21 protein-coding genes are annotated in these 26393 nt (G+C 40.5%); 1 reads left to right on the top strand and 20 read right to left on the bottom strand.

The features are described from left to right. Nucleotides 1-184: 184 nt before the first annotated feature. From EL076_RS02495 to EL076_RS02465, 7 genes are all read right to left on the bottom strand, one after another. Nucleotides 185-2767, bottom strand: coding sequence for an SH3 domain-containing protein (locus EL076_RS02495; protein ID WP_039976697.1), 2583 nt, complete (start codon nucleotides 2765-2767; stop codon nucleotides 185-187). 174 nt (nucleotides 2768-2941) lie between these two features. Next, on the bottom strand, nucleotides 2942-5560 hold the full coding sequence (alaS, locus tag EL076_RS02490; RefSeq protein ID WP_126429106.1) for an alanine--tRNA ligase: 2619 nt from the start codon (nucleotides 5558-5560) through the stop codon (nucleotides 2942-2944). A 341-nt stretch (nucleotides 5561-5901) separates the two neighbouring features. After that, entirely contained in the window at nucleotides 5902-7044 is a 1143-nt protein-coding gene (locus EL076_RS02485) for a peptidyl-prolyl cis-trans isomerase (protein WP_003095651.1), read from the bottom strand. 61 nt (nucleotides 7045-7105) lie between these two features. Further along, on the bottom strand, nucleotides 7106-7813 hold the full coding sequence (locus EL076_RS02480; protein WP_014633986.1) for an O-methyltransferase: 708 nt from the start codon (nucleotides 7811-7813) through the stop codon (nucleotides 7106-7108). Nucleotides 7814-7870: 57 nt separating this feature from the next. After that, on the bottom strand, nucleotides 7871-9106 hold the full coding sequence (locus EL076_RS02475; protein WP_003095525.1) for an L-lactate MFS transporter: 1236 nt from the start codon (nucleotides 9104-9106) through the stop codon (nucleotides 7871-7873). Nucleotides 9107-9320: 214 nt separating this feature from the next. Next, nucleotides 9321-11126 (bottom strand): oligoendopeptidase F, encoded by a 1806-nt coding sequence (gene pepF / locus EL076_RS02470; RefSeq protein WP_126429104.1) that lies wholly within the window; start codon nucleotides 11124-11126, stop codon nucleotides 9321-9323. 10 nt (nucleotides 11127-11136) lie between these two features. Further along, nucleotides 11137-12096, bottom strand: coding sequence for a competence protein CoiA (locus tag EL076_RS02465; protein ID WP_126429102.1), 960 nt, complete (start codon nucleotides 12094-12096; stop codon nucleotides 11137-11139). Between the two features lie 1309 nt (nucleotides 12097-13405). Here EL076_RS02465 and EL076_RS02455 point away from each other — a divergent pair. Beyond that, nucleotides 13406-14302 (top strand): LysR family transcriptional regulator, encoded by an 897-nt coding sequence (locus tag EL076_RS02455; protein ID WP_003095606.1) that lies wholly within the window; start codon nucleotides 13406-13408, stop codon nucleotides 14300-14302. A gap of 278 nt (nucleotides 14303-14580) precedes the next feature. On the opposite strand, the gene metG is transcribed toward EL076_RS02455, so the two are convergent. The 13 genes from metG to EL076_RS02385 all read right to left on the bottom strand — a co-directional run bounded on the left by metG (nucleotide 14581) and on the right by EL076_RS02385 (nucleotide 26393). Further along, nucleotides 14581-16584 (bottom strand): methionine--tRNA ligase, encoded by a 2004-nt coding sequence (gene metG / locus EL076_RS02445; RefSeq protein WP_126429099.1) that lies wholly within the window; start codon nucleotides 16582-16584, stop codon nucleotides 14581-14583. A 108-nt stretch (nucleotides 16585-16692) separates the two neighbouring features. Continuing rightward, nucleotides 16693-16920 (bottom strand): hypothetical protein, encoded by a 228-nt coding sequence (locus EL076_RS02440; RefSeq protein WP_391595579.1) that lies wholly within the window; start codon nucleotides 16918-16920, stop codon nucleotides 16693-16695. A gap of 36 nt (nucleotides 16921-16956) precedes the next feature. Continuing rightward, complete coding sequence (locus tag EL076_RS02435; RefSeq protein WP_128637831.1) at nucleotides 16957-17295, bottom strand: hypothetical protein; 339 nt, start codon at nucleotides 17293-17295, stop codon at nucleotides 16957-16959. Then, nucleotides 17228-18268, bottom strand: coding sequence for a hypothetical protein (locus tag EL076_RS02430; RefSeq protein ID WP_003095655.1), 1041 nt, complete (start codon nucleotides 18266-18268; stop codon nucleotides 17228-17230). Before EL076_RS02430 ends, EL076_RS02435 begins: the two co-directional genes overlap by 68 nt. A gap of 186 nt (nucleotides 18269-18454) precedes the next feature. Beyond that, nucleotides 18455-18637, bottom strand: coding sequence for a hypothetical protein (locus EL076_RS10185; RefSeq protein WP_003097781.1), 183 nt, complete (start codon nucleotides 18635-18637; stop codon nucleotides 18455-18457). Between the two features lie 520 nt (nucleotides 18638-19157). Continuing rightward, complete coding sequence (locus tag EL076_RS02420) at nucleotides 19158-20216, bottom strand: PhoH family protein (RefSeq protein WP_003095658.1); 1059 nt, start codon at nucleotides 20214-20216, stop codon at nucleotides 19158-19160. 79 nt (nucleotides 20217-20295) lie between these two features. Next, nucleotides 20296-21543 carry a LysM peptidoglycan-binding domain-containing protein gene (locus EL076_RS02415; RefSeq protein WP_126429095.1) on the bottom strand — a complete coding sequence of 416 codons (1248 nt, stop codon included), beginning with the start codon at nucleotides 21541-21543 and terminating at the stop codon, nucleotides 20296-20298. A 237-nt stretch (nucleotides 21544-21780) separates the two neighbouring features. After that, nucleotides 21781-21996, bottom strand: coding sequence for a YozE family protein (locus EL076_RS02410; RefSeq protein ID WP_003095562.1), 216 nt, complete (start codon nucleotides 21994-21996; stop codon nucleotides 21781-21783). A gap of 8 nt (nucleotides 21997-22004) precedes the next feature. Continuing rightward, nucleotides 22005-22862, bottom strand: a complete 858-nt coding sequence (gene cvfB, locus EL076_RS02405; protein WP_126429093.1) for an RNA-binding virulence regulatory protein CvfB — start codon at nucleotides 22860-22862, stop codon at nucleotides 22005-22007. A 90-nt stretch (nucleotides 22863-22952) separates the two neighbouring features. Further along, nucleotides 22953-23510 (bottom strand): ribosome recycling factor, encoded by a 558-nt coding sequence (gene frr / locus EL076_RS02400; RefSeq protein ID WP_003095421.1) that lies wholly within the window; start codon nucleotides 23508-23510, stop codon nucleotides 22953-22955. A gap of 14 nt (nucleotides 23511-23524) precedes the next feature. After that, entirely contained in the window at nucleotides 23525-24262 is a 738-nt protein-coding gene (gene pyrH, locus EL076_RS02395) for a UMP kinase (RefSeq protein ID WP_117646950.1), read from the bottom strand. A gap of 217 nt (nucleotides 24263-24479) precedes the next feature. Then, complete coding sequence (locus tag EL076_RS02390; protein WP_126429091.1) at nucleotides 24480-25703, bottom strand: sensor histidine kinase; 1224 nt, start codon at nucleotides 25701-25703, stop codon at nucleotides 24480-24482. Between the two features lie 12 nt (nucleotides 25704-25715). Then, complete coding sequence (locus tag EL076_RS02385) at nucleotides 25716-26393, bottom strand: response regulator transcription factor (RefSeq protein ID WP_003095523.1); 678 nt, start codon at nucleotides 26391-26393, stop codon at nucleotides 25716-25718.

Genomic DNA, 26393 nt, shown 5'->3' with positions numbered 1-26393 from the left:
CAACTAAATTTTTCATTGAAGTCATAGATGAATTAGCTACTTATAGAACGAATCCTATACTTTCATCTTGATTCTACAACTTTCTCTAATTTACGGCAAATATTTTCAAAATATATTCAATAGTATATTGATTCAATTGCTAAAGTGCAAACACCACCCTCAAAAGAGAGTGATGTTACGAATCTTAAGAAATGTCCACATAGCGTCTCGCACCACTATAAGTTACATAAGACAACCAGGTGTGACCATCAGCTGTTAGGACCTTGTCATAGCGAACGGACATGCCTTTATCATAGTAGGCTAACTCTGGGCTAGCAACACTTGGTTGAGCCTTAATAGAGCTAGGTTTTGTAAAGGTATAGGTGCCAGTTGCCGCTAGGCTTGGGCTTGCTGGTTGAGCAACTGCTGTTACCTTACCATCAATAGCAATGTAACGGCGATTGCCCCCATAGCTGACATAAGAGAGCCATGTATGACCATCTGCAGTCACCAATTTGTCATAGTTAACAGACATACCAGCATCATAGTAGGCCAACTCTGGACTTGCCATACTTGGTTCTGCTTTAATACTAGAACGTTCTTTAAAAGTATAGGTACCAGATGAAGATGTGTTTGGTTGGACTGGTTGTTCTACGGGTTTAGTCACACTCGTTGGTGCGATAGCCACATAGAAACGATGTCCTGAATAGCTGAGATAAGAAAGCCATGTATAGCCGTCATTATTGACAACCTTGTCATAGTTGACTGACATACCAGCATCGTAGTAGCTAACATCTGGGTTAGCTACCAAAGGTTGAGTCTTAATGCCAGTTCGAGCGGTAAAGGTATATGAACCTGAAGCTGGAAGGTTATGGCGGGTTGCACTTTGTACTGGAACAGTTGTGCTAGTGCCTCCAATGCCTACCATCTTACCATCTTGAACATAGTAGAGATGGACAATGTATTCGCCTGCTTCAGCCTTATGGTCAGTAAGATTGATGCGAACCTTGTAGCTACCATCACTTTGTCTGTCAGCTTGGTACCATACAAGATCATCTTGGCCGTTCTTAGCTGTCCAAACCGGAACACTTACACCTTGAATAGCTTTGTCCCCACTAGAAACATTAGTAATATGAACGTCGAAACCAAGATTAGAGAGATTTTCAATAGTGATAGTACCGCTTGGTTTGCTTTCTCGCTGAGCAAGTTTAGCCACGGCTACATAACGGCGGTTACCATTGTAGCTGAGGTAAGAAAGCCATTGATAACCATCACCACTGACAATCTTGTCGTAGTTGACTGACATACCAGCATCGTAGTAGGCCAACTCTGGGCTTGCTACACGAGGTTCCGCCTTAATGCTAGAGCGTTCTTTGAAAGCATAAGTTCCTGAGTCAGGAAGGCTATGACTAGTAGTTGTATGAGTTTCTTCAACCTTGGCAGGAACTGTGTATGTTGTGCCGCCCACACCAACTAATTTACCATTAGTTTCAACATAGTAAAGATGAACATTGTAGAGGCCACGTTCATTCTTGTGGTCACTTAGACTGACATTAACCTTGTAGTTACCATTGCTAAGACGAGTCGCATTATACCAGATAATGTCATCTTGACCATTCTTTTCAGACCAGATTGGAACAGACACTCCGAGGACACCGTTTTGATCTGATACATTACTGATAACCACGCTAAAGTCACCATTGTTATGACTTTCAATAGAAATGTCGCCTCTTGGTTTAGCTACAGCCTCTGCAACAGCACCTAGGTCGACATAACGACGAGTACCACTGTACGAAGTATAAGAAATCCAACGGTGGTTGTCAGCAAGCAAAGATCTATCGTAGTTGACTGACATACCAGAATCAAAATTGAACTCAGTCTTGGCAGTCAAACTAGGTTGGTTCTTCACATCTGCAGGTTTAGTGAAATAATAAGTACCACGTTCAGGGATGGTTTCATCTCTAGTCACTTCAGTGGTGCTACTAGTGCTTTCAGCCTTCAAAGTTGCGATATCAGCGTAGTAGCGTTCAGAGTCGTAACCAATGTAAGAAATCCATTGGTGGCTATCCCTCTTCAAGACCTTGTCATAGATAACATGGTCGCCTGCACTAAAGACAAAAGTAGGTTTGATATCCATGATAGGCGCTGTACGAATTTCAGTTGTGCGACGGAAATAGAAAGTACCGTTTGATGGGATATCAAGAGAACCATCAGCAGTCACTGGACCATCTACACCAGGCTGACTAGCATTAGTTAAGACAGTCCGAAGACTAGTATCGACAGCTTCACGGTCAGTAGGTCTAGCTTCAGCAACTTCTGAAGTCGCTGAACGGTCAGTCTCACTTGCTGCTTCAGAGCTAGCTACTAATGACACTTCAGAACGTGGACTAGCCACCTCTGAGCTCGCAACAGAAGCAACAGCAGATGCAGATTGAGCAACCTCTGCTGGTACTTCCAAAGAAGCAGCCTCGCTGACCACTACACTACTAACTTCAGAGGAAGCAACTTCACTGCTAACAAGCTTAGGTCTTGGCGCTTCAGATCTTGAAGCTGGTTGATTGAGGACATCGATAACAGCTTCTGAAGTTGCCTGGTCAATTTGAAGTGCTTCAGAATTATTTACAATAACTTCATTATCCTTGTTGGAATTTACGCTATTGGCTTGTTCCTGAGCCAAAGCATGTCCACCAAGCATCAAGCTAGCACCAATCAAGACTGATGCAGCTCCAAAAGAATATTTACGTATTGAGTAACATTGACGTTCCTTAAAAACATATGCCTTTCTCATTTTGATCACTCTCACTTTCTAGGCTGTTTGATAAAAAATCGGAACCGTTTTCACACTTTTATTATACCCCTTTGAAATATTTTTTACAATTATTTCAATATTATTACTAAATTTTTAAGAAAAAAGATAGGATTTCCATCCTACCTTTTTAAGTTTATTTTATTGTATCACATCTTAAAACTGTTCTGCTACTGCTAAGAGAAGATCTTGGATACCGTTAGCATCGCTACCACCGGCCATAGCCATATCTGGTTTACCACCACCACGACCTGATACGATTGGTGCAAGGACCTTGATAACATTACCTGCGTGAACACCCTTAGATTTGCTTGCTACAAGGACATTAACTTTTTCACCAATGTGAGCTGCAAGGACAAGGACGTCAGAGTAGTCTGCTTGTTTCCATTGGTCAGCAAAGGTACGAAGGGCACCTGCATCAGAAACTTCCACTTGGCTAGCAATATAACGAACACCGTTAGCTTCTTTAACGTCTTTGAAGACATCACCAGCTGCTGCTGCTGCTGCTTTTTCTTTAAGTGCAGCATTTTCTTTTTGAAGGGCATGCAACTGCTCTTGAAGACTAGCAACCTTGTTAGGTACTTCTTTCAATTGTGGTGCCTTAAGTGTTGCTGCGATTGCTTTGAGGGCATCTTCTTCTTCACGATAAGCAAGGTAAGCTTCACGTGATGTAACTGCCAAGATACGACGTGTTCCTGAACCGATACCTTCTTCTTTGACAATCTTGAACATACCGATTTCAGCAGTGTTGGCAACGTGTGTACCACCACAAAGCTCAACAGAGTAATCACCGATTGAAACAACACGAACATTCTTACCATATTTTTCACCAAAGAGGGCCATAGCTCCCATTGATTTAGCAGTGTCAATGTCTGTTTCAATAGTTGTTACTGGAGTTGCTTTCCAGATTTCTTCGTTGACTTGTTCTTCGATAGCACGCAATTCTTCTGGAGTTACAGCCTCAAAGTGAGTGAAATCGAAACGCAAGAATTCTTGTTCATTAAGAGAACCGGCTTGAACAGCGTGATCACCAACGATATTATGAAGAGCAGCATGCAAGAGGTGAGTCGCTGTGTGGTTCTTCATGACACGGTGACGACGTGTGTGATCAATTTCAAGTTTGTAGTTAGCACCTACAACAAGTTCACCTTCAACCTCAACAGTGTGAAGGGCTTGTCCATTTGGTGCACGTTGAACGTCAACAACACGCGCAACGACAGTACCAGCTGCATCTGAGATAGTACCGTGGTCTGCTACTTGTCCACCCATTTCAGCGTAGAATGGTGTTTGTTCAAAGACAAGGAGTGCTTGACCAGAATTTACACTATCATGACGAGCATCGTCAGCAACGATCACGCTCAAACGGCTTTCAGCAGTTTCCGCTTCATACAAAAACTCAGATGGTTCAGTGATGTTGGCGAGGGTTTCATTTTGCATACCCATAGAACCACCTTTAACCACGCTAGCACGCGCACGTTCTTGTTGTTCTTTCATGGCAGCTTTGAAACCTTCATGGTCAATCTTGAAGCCTTCATCTTCAGCCAACTCTTCTGTCAATTCCACTGGGAATCCATAAGTATCGTAAAGTTTAAAGATATCTTTACCTTCAAGCGTATCTTTACCAGATTTCTTAAGGTTAGCAAGAAGCTCGTCAAGCATGCTTGAACCTGCATCGATGGTACGTGCAAAGGTTTCTTCTTCACGTTTAACAATTTTCTCGATAAAGTCTTTCTTCTCAAGAACTTCTGGGTAATAGCTTTCCATGATTTGACCAACAGTTGGAACAAGTTTGTACAAGAAAGCATCAGAAATGCCAAGACGACGGCCGTGCATTACGGCACGACGGAGAAGACGACGAAGGACATAACCACGACCTTCATTACCTGGAAGGGCACCATCACCGATGGCAAATGCCAATGAACGGATGTGGTCAGCAATGACCTTAAAGCTCATTGTGTCACCATCTGGATCATAAGTTTTACCAGACATTTTTTCGATTTCACGAATGATAGGCATGAAGAGGTCTGTTTCAAAGTTTGTTTTAGCCCCTTGCATTACGGCTACAAGACGTTCAAGACCTGCGCCCGTATCAATGTTTTTATTAGGAAGTTCTTTGTATTCTGAACGTGGAACAGCTGGATCTGCATTGAATTGTGACAAAACGATGTTCCAAATTTCAATGTAACGGTCGTTTTCAATATCCTCTTCAAGCAAGCGAATACCAATATTGTCCGGGTCAAAGTCTTCGCCACGGTCAAAGAAGATTTCAGTATCTGGTCCTGAAGGTCCAGCACCGATTTCCCAGAAGTTATCTTCAATTGGAATCAAATGACTTGGTTCAACGCCGCAGGCAATCCAACGGTTGTATGAATCTTTATCATCTGGATAGTAAGTCATGTAAAGCTTGTCTTTTGGAAAATCAAACCACTCTGGGCTTGTCAAAAGCTCATAACCCCATTCGATAGCTTCATCACGGAAGTAGTCACCAACTGAGAAGTTACCAAGCATTTCAAACATTGTGTGGTGACGAGCTGTCTTACCAACGTTTTCGATATCGTTAGTACGGATAGCCTTTTGTGAGTTAGTAATACGTGGATTTTCAGGAATCACAGAGCCATCAAAATATTTTTTCAAAGTGGCAACCCCTGAGTTAATCCAAAGAAGAGTTGGATCGTTAACCGGAACCAAGTTAGCTGATGGTTCAACAGCGTGACCTTTTGATTTCCAGAAATCAAGCCACATTTGACGAATTTGTGCTGAAGTAAGTTGTTTCATTGTTTCTCCTTAATTATTTCTTAATTTATACCATTTAGAAAATACTAAAAGAATAAAAGACAAGACCACTAAACGAAGGGCGACGTGAACCGCGGTACCACCTTCATTCAATGACCTTGTCATTCTTATTTTTCTTAAATTGTAAACTTTGAGTAGCAAGTAATCCCATCCGTCCATGGCTCGCAGCAACCGCCATTTTTCTGTATCCGAAGCAATGATTACCTTTCTCAAAGGGCAGACTCAGAGTTTCCTAGCTTTAAAACTCTTTGTTACTTTCCATTTTAACGTGTTTTAGGTCTTAGGTCAAGTTGATAACAACATTATCAACTTTATCTTATGATTTATTTGCTAGAGCTTGATGTTGAACTTGATGAAGCTCCAGAACCAGTCGCATACTGGTCAAGAATTGCACTAAAGGCTTTATCTACAACCTTAACATTGTATTTTTTAAGAACCTTGGCAATTACTGAGTTAGTGAAGTTAGTATCAGCTTTCTTACCATTGATGATAACCTTAGTCAAATCATCCTTATAGTTTTTCCAATCTGCATTTTTCTCAGATTTTGAAACAGTTTTGACGATATAGTAAGTTGCAGCACCAGTTGAGCTGTTTGAAACAGTCACTACGTCAGAAACGGCATTAGCATCTTGTTTGAAGGCCGCTGTCAAAACATCTGTTGGGAAGTCTTGAGAAGCTGAGTTAACTGTCTTAGAAGTCACTTCCAAGCTGTTATCTTTAGCAACTTGTGAGAAGTCTGCTCCTTCTGCTTTAGCTTCAGAGTCTACTTTATCTGCCACTGCTTTATCAGTAGTTGAAACTACTTGCACCTCTGTATTTGGTGTGTAGTTATCATAGGCAGCCTTGTAATTTGCTTCCGTCAAATCTTTTTGTGCAGCTTGGTTAACAGCGTACTCAACCAATTTTTGTGTGCGGATTTGAGTGCGGTATGACTCTTCTGTTTGACCATAGGCTGCAAGCACTTGTGAGAATTGGTCTCCGTATTGTTCTAAAGATTTTTTATAGGCTTTGTCAACATCTTCTTTGCTGACCTTGCTACCGTATTCTTTTTCAAGAGCCTTTTGCAACGTTGCACTCAAAACACTTTGTTGTGTTTGGTTGCTACCTTTAAGTGAATCAAAGACATCCCCAACAGTAACAGTATCACCTTTCATAGATACCAAGGTTGTTTCTTCAGTCGTTTTGTTCCCCAGAGAAACATACATAGCACCAGCACCAACAAGGGCTGAAACAGCTACAAGGGCAAGACCTCCGAGGAAGCGGCCACCTGAACTTGGTTTACCAGCATCACGTGTCTTTTTCGTTTTAGCACGTTTAGCTTTTTCTTTCGCTTTTTCACTAGCGAGGGCGATGCTTTCCTCTTCTTCTTTTTGGCGATCAAGATGCTCTTGTTCTGCGTCTTTGTCTGCTACAACCTCTTCAACAGTTTCTTCTGTCGACTCAAGATTTTCATTTTCTTTAGCCATTCTATCTACTCCTTAAATTGTCAATATCTTTGTTATTATACCACACTTACTTAAATAATGCTTAATCTGGCAAGATAATATTTTCAGAATTTTTCCGAAGCATAAGAAGCCCGTCACTCATAGGTACCAAACTAGCAGTCAAACCCGGGTTATCTAAGGTCGCATCAAAAAGGCGATGCAAGCCACGATAGATCGTCCGCTGACCACGACGAACCTCCATGATGTCTTTGGCAATATCCCCCCCTTGGAAAATATCATCAAAGACGATGACCCCACCAACCTTAAGACGTTTTAAGATTTCAGGTAGAAAGACGATATATTTAGACTTGGCTGAGTCCATAAAGACAAAATCATAATCTGTGTCTAAGTCTTGCAATACCTCAGCAGCATCTCCTTCCACCAAGGTAATTTGTTTGCGACTGTCATACTTGGCTAGATTTTCCTTGGCAAAGCCAATCATTTCTTCATTACGATCAACCGTCGTAATCTGAGCATCAGGGGCGTACTCAGCCATAAGAAGAGCTGAAAAACCAATAGCCGTTCCTACCTCAAGGATTTTCTTAGGCTGTAAGGTCTGTAACAAAAATCGGAAATAAGCAACAACTTCGTGCTGAATAATTGGAATATTTTCCTTACGAGCAAAGGCCTCCAGCTCAGCCAAATGCCCTTTATTTTCCTGAAGATGCGTTCGCATGTAATCCACGATATCCTTGTTTACTACTGGGCGACGCATGTTGTGATTTGCGTTTTTACTATATGATTTAACCATGTGTTTTATTATATAAAAAATCCCTAGCAAGTGCTAGAGATTTTTCTTATCTATGACTCAAATCCTCATCATTAGACTACTTTGACGAATAACCTTCTTTTTCAAGAGGTAAGCAATAACTAAAGCTACCACGTAAAGAGCAATGAAAACAAGCAAGGTCATCTGGTAAGATTTTGTCAATTCATAGGTTACCGACAGGAGCATTGGTCCCACCAAGGCTGCCATAGCCCAGGCAGTCAGAATATAACCATGAAGGGTAGCCAATTCCTTTGCCCCAAAGATATCGCTAAGGTATGGTGGAATCAAAGAGAAACCTGCCCCGTAGCAAGTCATCAGAACAGCCATCGCAACCACAAAGACAAGTGGAACTTGCAGGACAATTAGGAGGATGGCCATAACGATATTAACCACAAAGAGGAGGATAAAGGTCTTCGGACGCCCAATATAATCCGACAAGCCTGCCCACAGAAGGCGACCAAAGCCATTAAAGATTCCCATAACACCGACAACAACTGCTGCTGATTCCGCTGACATCCCAGCCATATCTTGAGCCATTGGAGAAATTGCAGAGACAAGGGCTAAGCCACATGAAATATTGATAAACAAGATAAGCCATAACCAGTAGAAAGTTGACGATTTCAGAGCTTCATTAGCCGTAATTCCCTTGCTTAAATCAGCAGCTTGACGGTTCGGACTCTTGTCAGCCAACAGTTGTGCTTCCTCTACACTTGGTCGTTTAATGAATTGTGAGACAAAAAGCATCACAATAAAATAAACAACTCCCAAGATATAAAAGGTCTGCTCAACACCACGTGCCTGAATCAGATATTGGGCAATAGGGCTGGTCAAGAGCGATGCAAAGCCAAAGCCCATAATGGCAAGACCAGTCGCAAGGCCACGCTTATCAGGAAACCACTTAATGATGGTTGAAACAGGCGTAATATACCCCACACCCAGTCCTAGACCACCAAGAATACCGTAACCAAGATAAAGTATCCACAGCTCTCCCTGAGCAATGGCAACTCCTGTTAGAATGTTACCTCCGGCATAGAGAACAGCCGACATACTTCCAGTCACTCTAGGACCAAATTTTTCAACCAAGCGTCCCATGAAGGCTGCAGAAAGACCAAGACAAAAGATGGCCAATGAAAAGGCAAAAGAAACTGAAGATTGATCCCAGCCAGTCTGGACCATAATAGGATTACGATAGATACTCCAAGCATAGGTAGACCCCAACATAAGATGGAGTAAGACACCACACGTTGCTACAAGATAACGATTGGTTGTTTTCACAAAAACCTACTTTCTATTTCTGAACACTGTTCACTTATCAATCATAAAACGTTAGGTTTTTAGTCTATCATGAATATAAACAAGGAGCTATAAATATGCTCATTAGTAATTTTCCGTAGCAATTAGGACTTGCATGCTATAAACGTTCGTTTTTTAGATGTAAAAAGAACCACTCTTATCCAGAATGATTCTCTCATATAGTATAATGACTTTTTTAAGAAAGGTGAACACCTTTTTCAACCAAGGCTTCCAATTCAACGAGACGGTCTTCAAAAACTTTGAAGGCAGCATCCAAGTAGTCGGTATTGGTCATATCAACACCAGCTTTCTTGATAACTTCCAAAGGATAATCTGAGCTTCCCGCCTTAAGGTAAGTAAGGTAAGCTTCTTTATCCTCCTCAGTACCGTGAACAATTTTTTCAGCCAAGTAGCTTGCTGCTGCAAACCCTGTAGCGTATTGGTAGACATAGTAATTCATGTAGAAATGCGGAATACGTTCCCACTCAAACTGAATTTCGTAGTTATCTTCAGCTTTAAGGTTGTAGTATTTCTCATTGAGGTCTGCGTAAAGTTTATTCATGAAGTCGGCTGTCAAGATTTGACCAGATGCATCTGCTTCATGAATAGCATGTTCAAACTCAGCAAATTGTGTTTGACGGAAGACAGTTCCCTTGAAACCATCCAAATAGTGGTTAAGAATAGCAAAACGTGTCTTGTCATCTTTAACCTCTTTAAGAAGCGTTTCCGTCAAGATATTCTCATTGGTTGTAGACGCAATTTCCGCCAAGAAAATTGGGTAATCTCCGTAAACATATGGTTGAGTCTGACGTGTAAAAGTTGAATGCAAACTGTGGCCAGTCTCGTGAACCAAGGTAAAGAGATTGTCCAAAGTGTCTTGCCAGTTCAAAAGCATGAAAGCATTGGTATCATAGGCACCACCTGAGTAGGCCCCTGAACGTTTTCCTTTGTTAGGGTGAACGTCAATCCAACGTTCCGTAAAGGCTGCATGAACCCCTTTACTATACTCTTCGCCAAAGATTGCCAAGACTTCTTCTGCTTTCTTGAGGGACTCTTCATAAGTAAGAGCAGTTTCAGTCTCAGAAAGTGGTGTATAAACGTCATACATCTTAAGCTCGTCAAGTCCCAAGACCTTCTTACGCAAATCAAGGTAACGGTGCAAAAGTGGCAAATGCTTGTTCACTGATTCCAAGAGAGAGTCATAAACACTTTCTGGAATAAAGTTAGCCGCAAGTGCTGCATGACGTGCCGAATTATAGTGACGAACTTTGGCTTGGTAATTGTGAACCTTAACAACACCTTGGAGTGTTTGTGCATAGGTATGTTGGAACTGCTCGTAAGTACCGTACATCGCTTCATAAGCTCCCTTACGAATGTCACGGTCCTTAGATTCCATGAGGGTGATAAAATTACCATGTGTCAACTCAATCACATCCCCTTGACCATCCGATACCCATGGGAAGAGGATATCAGCATTATCCAAGACGTTGAAGGTATCCGTTGGACCATTGAAAATATCACCAGCTGCTGCCAAGAGTTCTTCTGCTTCTTGAGAAAGAACGTGGTCCTTGTTTGCCAAAAGACGTTCGAAATAGTGGTCATAAAGCCCAAGACCTGGCTCTTGTTCTTTAAATTCAGCTAATTTCTTAGCATCCAAGGCCATAAATTCAGGCTCAAAGTAAGCAAAGGCTCCACTCAACTGTGAGTAAAGGTTTGAGGCTTTGGCTTGGTATTCTTGGTAAAGACCTACCGTTGTATCTTGGTCATTTTTCATTGACGCATAAACGTATATTTTCTCCAAACGACGCATAAGGCTCATATAAAGTTCTGTTGCCTCAAGCAAGTTCTTAGCAGAATCCAAGAGATGACCTGCATAAGCACTAACCTTCTTCAAATCCTGAACAGTGCTTTCATATTCACTTTCCCAATCTGCATCTGTCGCAAAAATGGTCGTCAAATCCCATGTGTATTTCTCGTCTAAATGAGTACGATTATCTGACATAATATTCTCCTTAATTGTGTCTATTCTTTACTATTTTAGCATAAAAGGTGGGAGGGTAGAGGGTTTGCTTGTAAGAAAAATGTCTTTTTCGATAATATTGCATGAAAAGCTTTTCAAAACCATCAATAGATAATCTAATTTGGACAAATCCTTGCTTAGATTCAGGAAATCTCACTTGTGGAAAAAAATCCTGATCAGATAGACATAACAAATTCATTCCCTTAAGATAGGCTTCTTCCTGTCTTCTCAGCCACCTTGGATTTTTCCCCACTAATTCTCGTTGAATCACATGTGAGACCTTCTTTCGCTGAGTAACTTTATAGGTCTCACCCTTCTCTACTTGATAAGGAAAACGTAGAACTGTCATGAGATTTTCGGTTAACGGCCAGGCCTTAGTTAAATAATAGACTTTCCCAAAAATATCCTCATAGATGAGATACTTAAGTCTAATTTCCTCTCGCTTCCAATCAAGCTCCCACAGGTGAAATCCTATCTTAGCCGTAAAATAGAGAAAGTCCCGCTGTAAGTCTGTTAAACGACCATTCAACCAGAGTTCCTCACCCAAAAGCCAACGCACTTCGTAACCTGCTTGGTGATAGGCACATGTCCTCTCTCTCAAACGTTGCTGGGATAACCGAGAACACTGAACTTCCAAGGCTAAGGAATCTCCAACAAATAAATCTGCAATTTGCCCCATCTCGGACAAAACCTTTTCAATACTTACTTTTTCACCATGATTAACCAAAGATTTATATAAGGCTGCCTTAAGGGATAAATGTTGGGCCGATTCATTCTCTGAGAAGAACTGACAATCTTTCAAAGACTTGTGAGCAAAATGTGGACACATTACCTGGCCATGCCTCAATAGGACTCTACCTTGACAGCCTGGACAACGATAAGTTTCCTCACGATTTAACTCAGTTTCAAGAGCTGAAACGAGGTTTCCCTCCTGATTTTTTGCAATTAACATGACTCTCTCCTTCGTGCACTCTCTTACTTATTCGTAAAAGAATTCACAAAATAAAAAAACATCTAGATTACTCTAGATTCTTCCCCCATTTAAACTGAAACTTGCTCCCTGCTGTATGGAAACTTAGGTTTATAGGTGTATTGCTTACCTTGGGATCCAAGTGACGCTCAATCCTTTGATCTCTTTTCAACAATCTCGATTTCTCAGGAAAAATCCCCCAATCCACCCTGAAATTAAAAGCCAAAAACAGTCTCTATCCCATACAACCATTGAAAATAGTCAATGTAGCATAGACAGATGCTCTCACAAACACCTAGTCAAATTCCGTCTCTGAAACACCATCCCAATATGTTTCTTACCCTCTAGTTCCTAACTCTCATCAAGGACTTACTTCCTTTAGTCAATAACAAGATAAAACAATTTTTAGATTTGGATAATTACCATCCAAAATCCTTATTTACTAACATTGAACCACCATTTCCCTAGGTACAGTTCAATACCAACAAATACAAAACCGTGTTGATCCAAAATGGTCTCTAGATTCAAAGTATCCCGAGATTAATAGTCAGTTAATCTAATAAAGCTTTCACTCTCGCTTTTTGTGCAAAACGTCACACTGCGTACAAAATACTATTTTCTAGAAGAGTAGCAGCTAAAATAGCCACTCTCAAAACATACCACCTATCAAAAAAGGTTAGTCCATCTTCTGATAGATCTATTTACAGGACTGCTTTATATTCTTTCCCTCTCCATTAAAAAAAGTAGTCTCTATGGACTCCTCCGTAAACTCGCCTTCCAAAATGGTGTTAGATCTTCAAAACATGTTTTAGAAGGCGTCTTCTTATCATCCTTATGATTGGCTCGTCTAGAAAATCTCACCCACCAACCTCTAGACGCAACCCTGGTTCAAGTCTACTCTGCCTCGGCTATCGGTATATTCTTTGTCACTATTCACCTACGTACTGTCAGCCTCTGATGGACTATTGTTCTGCACTTTGGGGTTATTTTTACTAGTTTTCTTCTGTCACAAGCGACACAGGCTACTCCAGCTACAAGTATCTGGTATTTCATTCTCTGGTTACTACTGATTACCATAGTACTCTTCCTCATTCGACCTAAAAAATTGGAAGCCATTAGACGTCTTAGCAACTGACACTTTATACAGCATTCCATCAGTACTCCTATAAGACCTGACTTTATAAAAATTTCATATCAGATCTTCATCTATTCCTATCAGGATTTTACTGATATTAGACTTCTCATTTTGTTATAATATAGGTCACAATCATATTTTAAAAAGGGGATGCTTATGAATTTTCAACAATGTCGCTATGTTCAGACTATCTCTGAAACAGGCTCATTTAGTAAGGCTGCTAAGAAGCTCTTTTTGACACAACCCAATCTTTCAGCATCCATTCGTGATTTAGAGGAAGAACTGGGAGTTCTACTCTTTGAGCGCTCCAATACGGGAGCCAAACTGACTGATGATGGCCATGATTTTCTCAAATACGCCAAACGTATCCTTGGAGAGCTGGATCTACTAGAAGGACGCTATCGCAAGTCCTTTAAGAAATCGTTCACTATTGCCAGTCACCACTATGATTTTTTGTCACTTCCTATGGCTCATATTGCCAAACGCTTTCGTAGTGATTATCAAGAATTTCAATTAATTGAAACAACAACTAGAAAGATTCTCAAGAGCGTAGAGAGTTTCGAAAGTGACTTGGGGATTATTTACCTTGATGAAGACAATGTCCACATCCTAGAGCGCAGTTTCAAACACATGGATTTGACTTTCACCCCACTTGGAGACTTTGAAACCAAGATTTTCTTGGGACGTCAACATCCCTTAGCCAAGAAAAAATCTCTAAATCTCAAGGATTTAGAGGGATATCCACAAGTCCGTTTTCGTCAGGAAAGCTCTGGAATTCATTTCGACGAGGATCCGCTGGAGGTCCTGCCTGACCAGCAAGTTATCTACAGTAATGACCGAGGCAGTGTCATGAATCTGCTATGTTCCTCTGATAGTTATGCTTCTGGCCTTGGTATTGTCAACAGTTTTATCAAGGACCAGATTGTCCTAATCCCACTTAAGGATAGTCCCAAGCACACTTTGGGTTTTGTAACCAACAATAAACAAAAACAATCTACAATTATTCAAGCATTTATCGAAGAAATCCGAGATAGCTTACTACCCCACCACTAAGGAGACCTTGATGCTATTAGTAAACTAGACAGATCCCCTAATACCTATGGACCTGATGGAAGCGTAGAACAGATTAAACATTTATTGAAATATAGTGCATAAAAAAACGAGTTCGACTGAACTCGTTTTAATGTTAAAAATATCTTGTTTTGATTACTCTTAGGTGAGTAGGGGGATACGGCGAAATCAAAATAAGGAAAGGAACAGAAGACTTATCATTCAAAATCAATTCGTTTTCCCACTCCCACTTAAGGAAATACTATAAAACAGAATTACTGTTACCCAATCACACTTCCGTTTGGAACAGATGGATCTACTGTCAAGACAGTGAGTTTACCGTCATGTTCAGCAGAAAGAATCATACCTTGGCTGACATATTTCTTCATCATCTTACGTGGTTTGAGGTTCGCCACAACTTGAAGTTTCTTACCGACCAATTCTTGTTCGTTTGGATAGAATTTAGCGATACCTGAGAGGATTTGACGGTCTTCACCATCGCCAGCATCAAGACGGAAGCGAAGTAATTTGTCTGAACCTTCCACTTTTTCGACTTCTTTAACTTCAGCAACACGGATTTCAACCTTGTCAAAGTCTTCAAATTTGATTTGGTCTTTTTCAGATTTAAGTTCGACTTCTTCGGGGTTCCATTCTTTTTCTTGTGGTTTGCCTGCGTTCATTTGAGATTGGATGTAGGCAATTTCTTCGTCCATGTCAAGACGTGGGAAGATTGGAGTTCCTTTTGGAATAACTGTAACATTTTCTGGGAAACCTGAAAGTTCAAGATTTTCAAGGTCAAATACCACTGGCAATCCGAGCTGTTCCATGATGGCATTTGAAGTGGTCATCATGAATGGTTGGACGAGGTGAGCTACCACACGAAGGCTAGCCGCCAAGTGAGCCATCACTGCTGCCAATTGTTCCTTGTCACCATCTTCTTTGGCAAGGACCCAAGGAGCTGTTTCATCAATATACTTATTGGTACGTGAAATGATGTTCCAAACGGCATCCAAGGCACGTGGGAAATCTACAGCATTCATTTGTTTGTGGAACTCTTCAATATTTTCAGCCACAACCTTAGCCAAATCAGCATCAAAGTCTGTAACATTCTCAACATAGACAGGCACTTGACCACCGAAATACTTGTTAATCATAGCAACTGTACGGTTGAGGAGGTTTCCTAGATCATTAGCCAACTCATAGTTGATGCGAGCCACATAGTCTTCTGGTGTGAAGGTACCATCTGAACCAACTGGAAGACTACGCATGAGGTAGTAACGAAGTGGATCAAGACCGAAGCGCTCTACCAACATTTCTGGATAGATGACGTTTCCTTTAGACTTGGACATCTTACCGTCTTTCATGACAAACCAACCATGAGCAACAAGACGTGTAGGTAATGGTAAATCAAGTGCCATCAAGATGATTGGCCAGTAGATTGAGTGGAAACGAAGGATATCCTTACCAATCATGTGGATGATTTCATGGTTTTCATCATTTTGCCAGAAAAGGTCAAAATTACCATGCTCATCCTGCCCATAACCGAGGGCGGTAATATAGTTGATAAGGGCATCAATCCACACATAAACAACATGCTTTGGATCTGATGGTACTTTAACTCCCCAAGTGAAGGTTGTACGTGATACCGCCAAGTCTTCCAAGCCTGGCTCGATGAAGTTTTTAAGCATTTCATTCATACGACCATCAGGTTGGATAAATTCTGGGTGTTCTTTAAAGAAGGCAGTCAAACGGTCTGCGTAGTTACTGAGTTTAAAAAAATAGGATTCTTCAGAAACCAACTCTACTTCATGTCCCGATGGAGCTATGCCACCAATGACATTGCCTTGCTCATCACGGTAAACTTCTGCCAACTGACTTTCAGTAAAGAATTCTTCATCTGAAACTGAGTACCAACCAGAGTATTCACCAAGGTAGATATCCCCTTGTTCCAAGAGACGCTCGAAAACTTGAGCAACAACTTTTTCATGGTAATCATCAGTCGTACGGATGAATTTATCGTATGAGATATCCAAAAGTTGCCAGAGGTCCTTAACACCAACAGCCATACCATCCACATACTCTTGTGGTGTGATTCCTGCTTCTTCAGCTTTTTGTTGAATCTTTTGGCCGTGTTCATCAAGCCCAGTAAGGTAGAAGACATCATAGTTCATCATGCGTTTGTAACGTGCCAAGACGTCACAGGCAATGGTAGTATAGGCAGAACCAATATGCAATTTACCAGATGGATAGTAGATAGGTGTTGTGATGTAGAATGTTTTTGTCATTTTAATTTCCTTTCATGTGTTAACAAATGGGCTAACACTGATGATATAACATCTTATTATAGCACGTTTTAAACACTAAAAAAACCAGACTAGCTGATTTTTGATCTTTTAATATTCACCTAGAAATGAAAGTTTTTTATCGTCCCTATCATCACGCTCATAGTCGTAATCCAGTTTTTTCTCTTCTTTTGTTAGACCTTTAAAGACTTTTTCTTCTGAAAGTTTGCCTTTTTTATCATAGGTAAGGACATTGATTTTATCGGCATTAACCTTATAGTGAACCGTCTCTTTAAGAAATTCCTTATAAGTCTTAATATAGACTTTTTTAGATGCCACAACTGGTGTCACTTATTCAGTTACTGGCTCACTCATCTAAACTTGTGGCTGACTATTCTCTGCCACAGGCTCTGAGGCTATAAATTCGCTGTTCGCTTTGGATTGTTGAATTTCTTCTTCGATTAGTTTGCAATTATTGATTGTTTCGAAATAATCTAACCATTCTGTTTCGTTCATAAAAGTCCCTTTTTTCATTGATACTCCTATTTTAGCAGAAAAATGCCAAAAATCTATTTGACCATTTTCATAAAAAGAAAAAACAGTACCTGACTTTAAGCCTGATACTGCTTTATTAAACTTATGAATGTTAAATTCTATCAACGCTCTTTTTACTGCTACTGCTACCACTAGAGCTTGATTTTGAATCGCTACCATAGTCGTCACTATAGCCATAACCATAATCAAAGTAATCCTTGTAGTTATCATATTGATCACTATAAGACTTCAGCTCTTTCTTATAATCCTTGACAGCGTCTTCATAATCATTCCAACGTTTGTCTGTATCAGATTTACTTAGACGTTTAAAGGTAATACGTGACTCAAGCTTCCCTTTTTCACCATAAGTAGTCAGAGTGTATTCATCACCATGTTTGACATAAGTACGTTTTTCCCTCAAGGTATCTTTATATTCTCTTGTTGTTTTTTTAACGACTTTGTCAGCTGCCTCTTTGGTATAGAACGAATAGTCTTTTCTCATCTTTTTCATGAAGTCTTTTGTGATATCTTCGACTTGGTCCGCATTTAAAGCTTGACTTTGTGTTTTATTCCACGGATCAAATATCTGAGGAATATCTATCTCATAGTCCATCAAACTAACATATGATTTATTGTCACCCTCTACTAAATTGTAGGTTCTAGATTGATTATTCTTTACAACCACAAAAGACTGCAAATCCAAATCTTCGTCCTTGTATTCATTTATGCCATCAACCATCTTGTCTTTATCATCATCGCGATAAGAATAGGCTACTACCTCGTATGTTCCATCCGCAATCTTACCTGATTGGTAACGCCATAGTGAGTAGCCACCAACGATAAGTGAAATCGCTACCAAGGATCCTAAGAACGATGCCAAAATAATCTTAGTTTTCTTAGACATACCTTTTTTAGGGGGAACTACTTGTTGGAAAGTTGCTACTGTTTGGGCAAACTGAGGCTGTTGCGTCATAGCAATCACAGGTTCAGCTGGCTTAATCGGTCTTTGCTCCCTCATTTGTCCATTTGAGCTTAAAACGTTAGGTCGCTCAAGGATAAACTCGCCTGTTGCTTGAGCTTGAGATAACTCTGCCGGAGTTGGTTTACGACCGTTGACTAATTCAAAGTACTCAATCCACTCTTGCTGGTTCATAATAATCTCCTTTTTTATTGGTCTACTATCCTATTGTACTAAAATAAATGGCCAAATAGTATTTGACAATTATCATAAAGACTGTAAGTTTCTTTAATAAATCTTTAGGATATTATTCTCCATAGTAAAAAAACTGCTTGGTCGGTTTACTTATCAGCGCCAGATGAGATAATTTCCATATTGATCTCAGTCCTTATGATGATCCAAGGCATACTTATAATCCCACTCATAACCACTTATGAGCCCTTTAACTTCCTCTGAAGTCAATCGTTTAAAAGTTCTACGCGACTCAATATGTCCATCATTAGCATAAACAATCAGAACGATAGCATTGGGACGCTTTTCATAAGTTCGTTTTTGCGTCAACATTTTTTATAAACATCCACACACCTTCGGACAGATACTTCTTTTACTCTTGAATACTCCTCTCCCTTTTTAGAAAGCTTATCAATATGAGAAATCACTAAGGCTTTATATTCAGAGACTGTTGAATCCTGTTTCAAAGTTCCTGTATGGGGGTCAAAAGTCTGTGGTAGCTTTTCGTCATGCTCAAATAGTAAAACAAAAGGTTCCCCATCCCTATAAGAAAGATAATAAAATTGACATTTCATGTTCTCAACAACTAGAAAATCTTTATACAAGTTATCATTATTTTCTCTCCACTAAGTCAAATTTACCAATTCATTTGAATATGCCTAAGTAGCTTCGTCTTTTACCATCTGCTAGGCACCATCTGGAATATAGCTCTCTTGATACTTTCAAAATCTTTCCCCCATATTAGCCTACTCTTTAGTACTATTTTACCAAAAATAGAGAGAAAATCTGTTACTGGACTAGAAAAGAAAAAAAGAGGTAGAAAACACTTACTCTCAAACCTCTTTTCATCTATTTACTTTTTAACATCCTCAACACCAATGACTGGGTATTCGGTCAATCCTGATGCTTCTTCAACCTCATTAGATTGCTCTGGTTTCGCCTCAAAGTCAACTTTAGGTGCATCTTTTTCATAAGCATTAATGATGTCAGCAACAACTGGGTGACGGACGACATCACTAGCAGTGAAATGAACAAAATCAATGGCCTTGATTCCTTTTAGTTTTTCCATAGCATCAATAAGACCTGACTTTACACGACGTGGAAGGTCAATCTGGCTCATATCTCCATTGACAATCATCTTAGAATTAAAGCCAAGACGCGTTAAGAACATCTTCATCTGCATGATGGTTGTGTTTTGCGCTTCATCAAGGATAACAAAGGCATCTTCAAGAGTACGACCACGCATATAGGCGAGTGGCGCAATTTCAATAATTTCACGTTCCATAAGACGAGTCGTTTGCTCTTTACCAAGAATTTGATAAAGAGCATCATAGACGGGACGAAGGTAAGGATCTACCTTTTCCTTGAGATCACCAGGCAAAAAACCAAGACTTTCACCTGCCTCAACAGCCGGACGTGTTAGAACAATACGTTTCACCTGGCCACGTTTAAGAGCTGTTACTGCAAGAGTGACCGCTAAAAAGGTTTTACCTGTACCAGCTGGACCAATCCCAAAGACCACATCATGGCTTTTAATGCTATCAACATAAACCTTTTGCCCTAGGGTCTTAACTCGAATAGGCTTACCACTGTTGTCCTTGATAATCTCTTCTTCATATAAAGCAACAAACTTATCAATCGAACCATCTTGAGCCATGGTTAAGGCCGTGACAACATCTGAAGTGTTGACTAGCATCCCACGCTCCACTAAAACAAGGAGGGCTTGAATGGTCAAGCGGGCCAATTCGACACTTTCTTCGTCATCCCCAAGGACTTGCACACGCTCTGTTCGGGCATGGATAATAATATTTAGGTTTTCTTCAATGAGTTTTAAATGTCGTTCATTAGTCCCGAAAAGCGACAAGACGTCATCTGGGTGGTTTAGGGTAATTTCAACAGAATACTCTTGCAAATAGAGTTCCTCTTTCTTTCGTATTTTTCTCCATTATATCAAAAAAATCACGCCAGGCGTGACTTTTTGTAATTCTTAATTATGCATTGAATGATACGTGAACGTGGTCATAGTGGTTTTCAGTAACGCTACCACGATCAGGCATTTGGTTCCAAGTATTGGCTGGTCCGTAGATGTTGTTTACTGGTGCATAGAATTTTTGTCTGTAGATGACATATGAGATACCTGCATTTGCGATATTGTCTACAGCATATTGTGCAACCTGATTACCAACTTCTGAACCAACTGGTACCATAACGTCAACGGCAAGTCCTTTACCATGGTCTTGTGGGTCACCTTCACGGTAACCACCGATATCAGTAAGACCAAATTTTGCTGCTACATCTTGACGGAAAGCTTCAGCTTGTGGTTGAAGGTGTGGATCCGTTGGAAGTGTATTTGTTGATGCAGGTTGTGCTGCTGGTGCCTCTGAAGCCGCTGGTGCTTCTGATGCTACTTCTGATGTTGCTGCTGGTTCTACCACTGGCTGTTCTGCTGGCGCCTCTGAAGCTGCTGGTGCTTCTGAGGCAGCTTCTGATGTTGCTGCTGGCTCTGCAACTGGCTGTTCTGCTGGTGCCTCTGAAGTTGCTGGTGCTTCTGAAGACGCTTCTGACGTTGCTGCTGGAGCTTCTTCTTTTACTTCAGGTTGTGCTGGTGTTTCAGCAGCTGGAGTAGTTTCTGCTGACGCAGTTACATGATCAATAGCATCAGCAACTGGTTGTTCAGTTTCTGCGTATGCTGGTGCTTCTGATGCTGATGCGATAGCCTCTGTTACTTCTGAAACAGCTTGTGTTGACTCTTCTTTAGCAGGCTCTTGAGTAGCTGTCGAGCTAACAGTTTCAACTGGAGCTGACAAATCAGCTGCTACTACAGATTGACCATTTACAGTCACTTCGTTAGTTGCCAAGTTAGCTTCTGCTACTACAGATGTGTTAGAAGTTTCTGAAGCTGGAGTTTCAACTTTAACAGAGACTGCTTGATTATCAGAATTGTAAGTTGCTGTCAAGACTGTTCCAGGGTAAATCAAATCAATGTTTGTAATTTGATTGATGTTAGCCAAAACATTCACATCGATTCCCATCGCTTCAGCAATACTACCTAAAGTATCACCATATTGAACAGTGTAAGTTTGTTGATTATCATTTACAGAGATATCTGCCTTGATTTGATCTACTGAACGTGCTGTCCAGTTAGAAGCTTCATCGGCATGTACGTGGCTAGCAGCAAAAAGTGAAAGTGCTGCAGTCGAGTAAAGAAGTGCCTTTGTAGTTTTAGATTTTGATAACATCTATAATTCATCCCTTTTTAACAATTTTAATATCTACAATAATACCACACTTTCCATCAAAAAAGTTGTGACTTACTGCTCTTTAAAGCAATTACTAACTAGTTGTAACAAGCCTAATTTATTGAAAAACATCTGAGATATTTGTAAAAACATGTAACAATTCATCCCAATTCAAATGCTAACCGCTTTATAAAAATTGTAAAAAACGATTACACCTATGGTAAAACCTTATCCCTATCAATGTGCTAGATAGTCTTCCCAAATCTGGTCAAACTGGCCTAGATTGAAAGAGAAACTAGCCTGATCTTCCAAGTAACGACTAACTTCTTCAAAATCATCGGTATGCTTAGGAAAGGTTGAATCTTCAAAAGCCAAATCGGCTAAGATTGCCACTGGTTCATTTGATTTTGGATTACGTTGAGTCATCAGCCAAGTATAAAAGGATTTTCTCATGCCTTCTCCTAACCGATTAATTCTGTTCCAAACTGATCTTGTTTGATTTTTTTTGCCTTCATCAGACCACCCAAAGCTTTTTTGAATTGTCCTTTAGAAATACCAAAGGTCGCCTTGATATCTGCTGGTGATGATTTATCATTAAGAGTCATAAAGCCACCATTGCTCTCTAAATAGGTCAAAATCATCTGAGCATCATTTTCGAGCATTTCAAAAGAACGTGGTTTAAGAGAAAGGTTAAGGGTGCGGTCAACTTCTCTGAAACCAATCACGCGCGCTTCAAGGACTTGACCCAAGCGCGGCTCAGCATAACGTTCTGATGGATGAATAAAGCCAAGCATGTTATTCTCTGGCAGATAGACAAAGGTTCCTGACAGTTTAAGACGGTAGGCAATGGCTGGCCATTTTTGATTTTGCATATTATCGTAAGCAGGACCAGCTATGCGTTGAAAGACCTCAGGTTCAGCAGGAAGCCCCCAAATACGATCTTTTTTATCCACATCTAGTTTAATATAGAGTTTGTCCCCCTTCTTAGGCCAAAGCTCTTTGAGTTCAGGTAAAACATCAAGAGAGACAACGATTTCCTTATCTGGAATTCCCACGTCTACAAAGACACCTAAATCTTTGCGGACTTCAGTGACCTCTCCCCAATCATAAGAATCGCGAGTTGCCTTGATTTCCTTTTGAGTCAGACGTGATTTTTGCTTACTATCTGTATAGGCGAAGCCTGTCACCATGTCACCAATGGCGTGTTCTCCCTCATCTTTAGACAAGGCAAAAGTCACACCGTCCTTTTGTACAAAGTAAAATTTATCATTTTCATCAGTTACTAGGGCAGTAATGATCGTTCCAAGTAATGTATTCATCTTTTTTCCTCTAAAAAGAGAGTCGGACAAGGAAGCTAACATAGTCCATGCTCTTTTGCTTCTGTCCCACTCTCCTTATTTTTCTATTGATTAAACAGTAAGAAGTTCTTTTTCCTTTTCTGCTGTCATGCTGTCAATCTTCTTAACAGCGTCATCAGTTGCTTTTTGGATATCTTTTTCCAAAGCTTTCAATTGATCTTCTGTGATTTCTTTGTCTTTTTCTTGCTTTTTAGCTTCATCCATTGCATCACGACGGATGTTACGGATAGCGATTTTAGCATTTTCGCCGACTTTTTTCACTTCTTTGGCTAACTCTTTACGAGTTTCTTCTGTAAGTGCTGGGATAACCAAGCGGACTACAGAGCCATCGTTAGCTGGGTTGATGCCAAGGTCAGATTCATTAATGGCACGTTCGATATCAGCGATTGATCCTTTATCAAATGGTGAAATCAAAAGAACACGTGCTTCAGGAACAGTGATTGAAGCCAATTGGTTAAGTGGTGTTGGAGCACCATAGTATTCCACAGTGATGCGATCAAGAAGTGATGCATTGGCACGACCTGCACGGATAGCTCCGAATTCACGGGCCAATGACTCGTGTGAGTGGGCAAAACGTTCTTTTGCTTTTTCAATAATTGCGTTTGTCATGAGTTCTCTCCTTCTTATTTACGTAATTCTGCTTTGTTAGATACAGTTGTCCCAATGTGTTCACCAAAAATAACACGTTTGATATTTCCTGGTTCGTTCATATTAAAGACAACAAGGTCAATGTCATTATCCATTGAAAGGGTAGAAGCTGTGGCATCCATAATTTTCAAACCACGTTTGATAACTTCTACGTGTGTCAATTCGTCAAATTTGACAGCATCAGCGTTTTTACGAGGGTCGTCGTTGTAGACACCATCAACACCATTTTTAGCCATAAGGATGGCATCAGCTTCGATTTCAGCGGCACGAAGAGCTGCCGTTGTATCTGTTGAAAAGTATGGTGAACCAATACCAGCTGCAAAGATAACGATACGCCCTTTTTCAAGGTGACGAAGGGCACGACCACGAATATAAGGCTCTGCCACAGATTTCATATCAATCGCTGTTTGAACACGTGTATCGACACCCAATTGTTTCAAACTGTCAGCCATAACAAGGGCATTCATAACTGTTCCAAGCATTCCCGTATAGTCCGCTTGAACACGATCCATTCCTGCTTCAGCTGCAGGTTCGCCACGCCAAAGGTTACCACCACCGATAACCAAAGCAATTTGAACACCCGATTCTGCGACTTCAGCTATTTCTTTAGCCATTGTCTGTACGGTTGGAAGATCAATCCCAACACCACGCTCACCAGCCAAAGCTTCACCTGAAAGTTTAATGAGGACACGTTTGTATTTTGGTTCTACCATGATTTCTCCCTATTAACTATGTTGTTTTTCTGATTTTATTCTTGGCTCAGATTTATCATCCCTAATCCGTAAATGACCATCGTATTAAGAAGAGGATAAATCTCTTTCCAGATTGACAAATGGTCTCTTTATGACAAAGCGAACACTAAATCTTCATCCTTACTATTTTATCATAAATTAGGATTTTCACCTAGTCAAATATTTTAAAAAAATATGTTTACAAGATAACTGTAAAGGTGATGGTGTCATTTTTATAGGAGGTAAAGATTCGCCCTTTAAATAATTTAACCATGCTTTGCGCCATGGATAGACCTATGCCAAAACCACTGTGCTCTTTGTTATTGTGGGACTCATCAATACGATAAAAGCGCTCAAAAAACTTACTATAATCAACTTCCTTACCTTCTTTATAGGTGTTTGACACTTCTAAACGAGCCCTTTTACGCGTTCTTCCAATCTGACGAAGTCTTACAGTAACCGTCCCTTCCGGATCACAATACTTGTTCGCATTATCCACAAGGAGAGTTACAAGTTCAAAGAGAGACTTCTCCTCAGCCTTTACATGGATATCTGGGGCGATATCCATAACGAAGGATTTGCCATCTCGGACGACAGGTCCCTTAAAGTCCTCGGCTGCATCCTCTGTAATATAGGAAAAATCCACATCTTGAAGAACCATGTCCGGCTGCTCTTCCAGACGAGATAGAGCCACAAGAGAATTGACTAGATTGGTCAAACGTGCCACCTGGTCATTAGTTGACTTAGTCCATTCATTCTCCCCTGTCATGAGTTCCTGTAACTCCGTATTAGCAGAAATAATAGCTAATGGGGTTTTCAATTCATGACCAGCATTAGTGATAAAACGCCGTTGCTTTTCATAGTTTCGAATGAAGGGGCGAATGACAATTCCTGACAAAGCACTGACAATGATTACAAAAAAGATAAAAGCAAACAGTGATAAAAGAATAGAAAGACTGAACAAGGCTTGGGAAGAATTGTAATAAGAAGACGTGTCCAAAAAAACTACAAGGATTTTATCTCTGCTGACTTTGCTAACCTGATAACTCAGATTGATATTTTTTTCTCTAATCGTTCCAAGATTATTGGTCAAGCGACTAACTGTCAGAGCATATCTAGCCGCTTCCTCGTCGTTTATTAGGGACGTATGGCTGGTATCCTGGCTAACAACCTTATCGTCAGACAAGGTCAAACTGAAAAAACGAAAGCTATCTGATGGAATCTCGCGCCCTTGATTAGTCTCAATTTTTTTGATTTTTCCGAAGCTTCCATTATTTTCTGTGAGTATGTTGAGGACCTTGCTAATTTCCTGCTCCGTCTGAAAGGACCTCACAGTGTTGATGATTCCCACCGTAAAGATCAAGATAAAGAGGATAGCCAAAGAAGTAATCATTATAAACTGAAGTCGTAAACGTCTAAACATGGCTACTCCTTTCTAATCTTGCAGAAGGCAGAAGTCGCCACCCTTTTCACCAAGAATACTAATATCCGCTTGAATGGCTTGCAATTTCTGGCGCAGATAGGAAATATAGACCCAGACAATTGACTCGTCCACATCTTCCTCATCATCCCAGATAGTTTTAAAAAGGTGATCAGTGGTTAATTTCTTGGCAGGATTGAGCATGAAGTGGGCCATTAACTTGGTCTCTCTGCTTGAAAGTCGAATAGCGTTCCCAGCTACCAACTCTTGTTCCTCTTGGTCCAAGCGAACAGAACCAAGGGTCAAAATTTTGGCGGTAAAAGTTTCACTAACACGACGCTCTAGCGACCGTAGACGAGCCAAAAGTTCCTTTAAGGAAATCGGCTTGGTCAAGTAATCATCCGCCCCAGCATCAAGTCCTGTCACGCGATCATCAATTTCAGCCATAGCTGTCAACATAATGACATGCGTCCTGTCCCCAGAGGAGCGAATCTCTTTCAATGCCTCGATACCTGTTTTTATGGGCATCATAATATCCATAATCATTACTTGATAAGCATTCTGTGCAGCTAGGTCTACTGCCTCTTGCCCATTGAATGCTTGATCCACCTCATAACCTTGATGCTCTAGGGCTGCCTTGTAAACTCGGGAAAGAGCCTCTTCATCCTCAGCTAGTAAAATTTTCAAAGCCAT

The sequence above is a fragment of the Streptococcus vestibularis genome, assembly GCF_900636445.1.
Classification (GTDB): Bacteria; Bacillota; Bacilli; order Lactobacillales; family Streptococcaceae; genus Streptococcus; species Streptococcus vestibularis.
The sequence above is the reverse complement of the archived record's forward strand: the minus strand, read 5'-3'. Positions and strand labels throughout refer to the sequence as shown.

What these genes read in the sequence shown, in the direction of transcription:
- EL076_RS02495 (WP_039976697.1), bottom strand. Translation starts at nt 2,767, where the DNA reads ATGAGAAAGGCATATGTTTTTAAGGAACGTCAATGTTACTCAATACGT.
- EL076_RS02435 (WP_128637831.1), bottom strand. Translation starts at nt 17,295, where the DNA reads ATGGTAGCGATTCAAAATCAAGCTCTAGTGGTAGCAGTAGCAGTAAAA.
- pyrH (WP_117646950.1), bottom strand. Translation starts at nt 24,262, where the DNA reads ATGGTAGAACCAAAATACAAACGTGTCCTCATTAAACTTTCAGGTGAA.
- EL076_RS02455 (WP_003095606.1), top strand. Translation starts at nt 13,406, where the DNA reads ATGAATTTTCAACAATGTCGCTATGTTCAGACTATCTCTGAAACAGGC.
- EL076_RS02385 (WP_003095523.1), bottom strand. Translation starts at nt 26,393, where the DNA reads ATGGCTTTGAAAATTTTACTAGCTGAGGATGAAGAGGCTCTTTCCCGA.
- EL076_RS02390 (WP_126429091.1), bottom strand. Translation starts at nt 25,703, where the DNA reads ATGTTTAGACGTTTACGACTTCAGTTTATAATGATTACTTCTTTGGCT.
- EL076_RS02410 (WP_003095562.1), bottom strand. Translation starts at nt 21,996, where the DNA reads ATGAGAAAATCCTTTTATACTTGGCTGATGACTCAACGTAATCCAAAA.
- EL076_RS02430 (WP_003095655.1), bottom strand. Translation starts at nt 18,268, where the DNA reads ATGAACCAGCAAGAGTGGATTGAGTACTTTGAATTAGTCAACGGTCGT.
- EL076_RS02415 (WP_126429095.1), bottom strand. Translation starts at nt 21,543, where the DNA reads ATGTTATCAAAATCTAAAACTACAAAGGCACTTCTTTACTCGACTGCA.
- metG (WP_126429099.1), bottom strand. Translation starts at nt 16,584, where the DNA reads ATGACAAAAACATTCTACATCACAACACCTATCTACTATCCATCTGGT.
- cvfB (WP_126429093.1), bottom strand. Translation starts at nt 22,862, where the DNA reads ATGAATACATTACTTGGAACGATCATTACTGCCCTAGTAACTGATGAA.
- alaS (WP_126429106.1), bottom strand. Translation starts at nt 5,560, where the DNA reads ATGAAACAACTTACTTCAGCACAAATTCGTCAAATGTGGCTTGATTTC.
- EL076_RS02485 (WP_003095651.1), bottom strand. Translation starts at nt 7,044, where the DNA reads ATGGCTAAAGAAAATGAAAATCTTGAGTCGACAGAAGAAACTGTTGAA.
- EL076_RS02480 (WP_014633986.1), bottom strand. Translation starts at nt 7,813, where the DNA reads ATGGTTAAATCATATAGTAAAAACGCAAATCACAACATGCGTCGCCCA.
- EL076_RS10185 (WP_003097781.1), bottom strand. Translation starts at nt 18,637, where the DNA reads ATGTTGACGCAAAAACGAACTTATGAAAAGCGTCCCAATGCTATCGTT.
- pepF (WP_126429104.1), bottom strand. Translation starts at nt 11,126, where the DNA reads ATGTCAGATAATCGTACTCATTTAGACGAGAAATACACATGGGATTTG.
- EL076_RS02465 (WP_126429102.1), bottom strand. Translation starts at nt 12,096, where the DNA reads ATGTTAATTGCAAAAAATCAGGAGGGAAACCTCGTTTCAGCTCTTGAA.
- frr (WP_003095421.1), bottom strand. Translation starts at nt 23,510, where the DNA reads ATGACAAACGCAATTATTGAAAAAGCAAAAGAACGTTTTGCCCACTCA.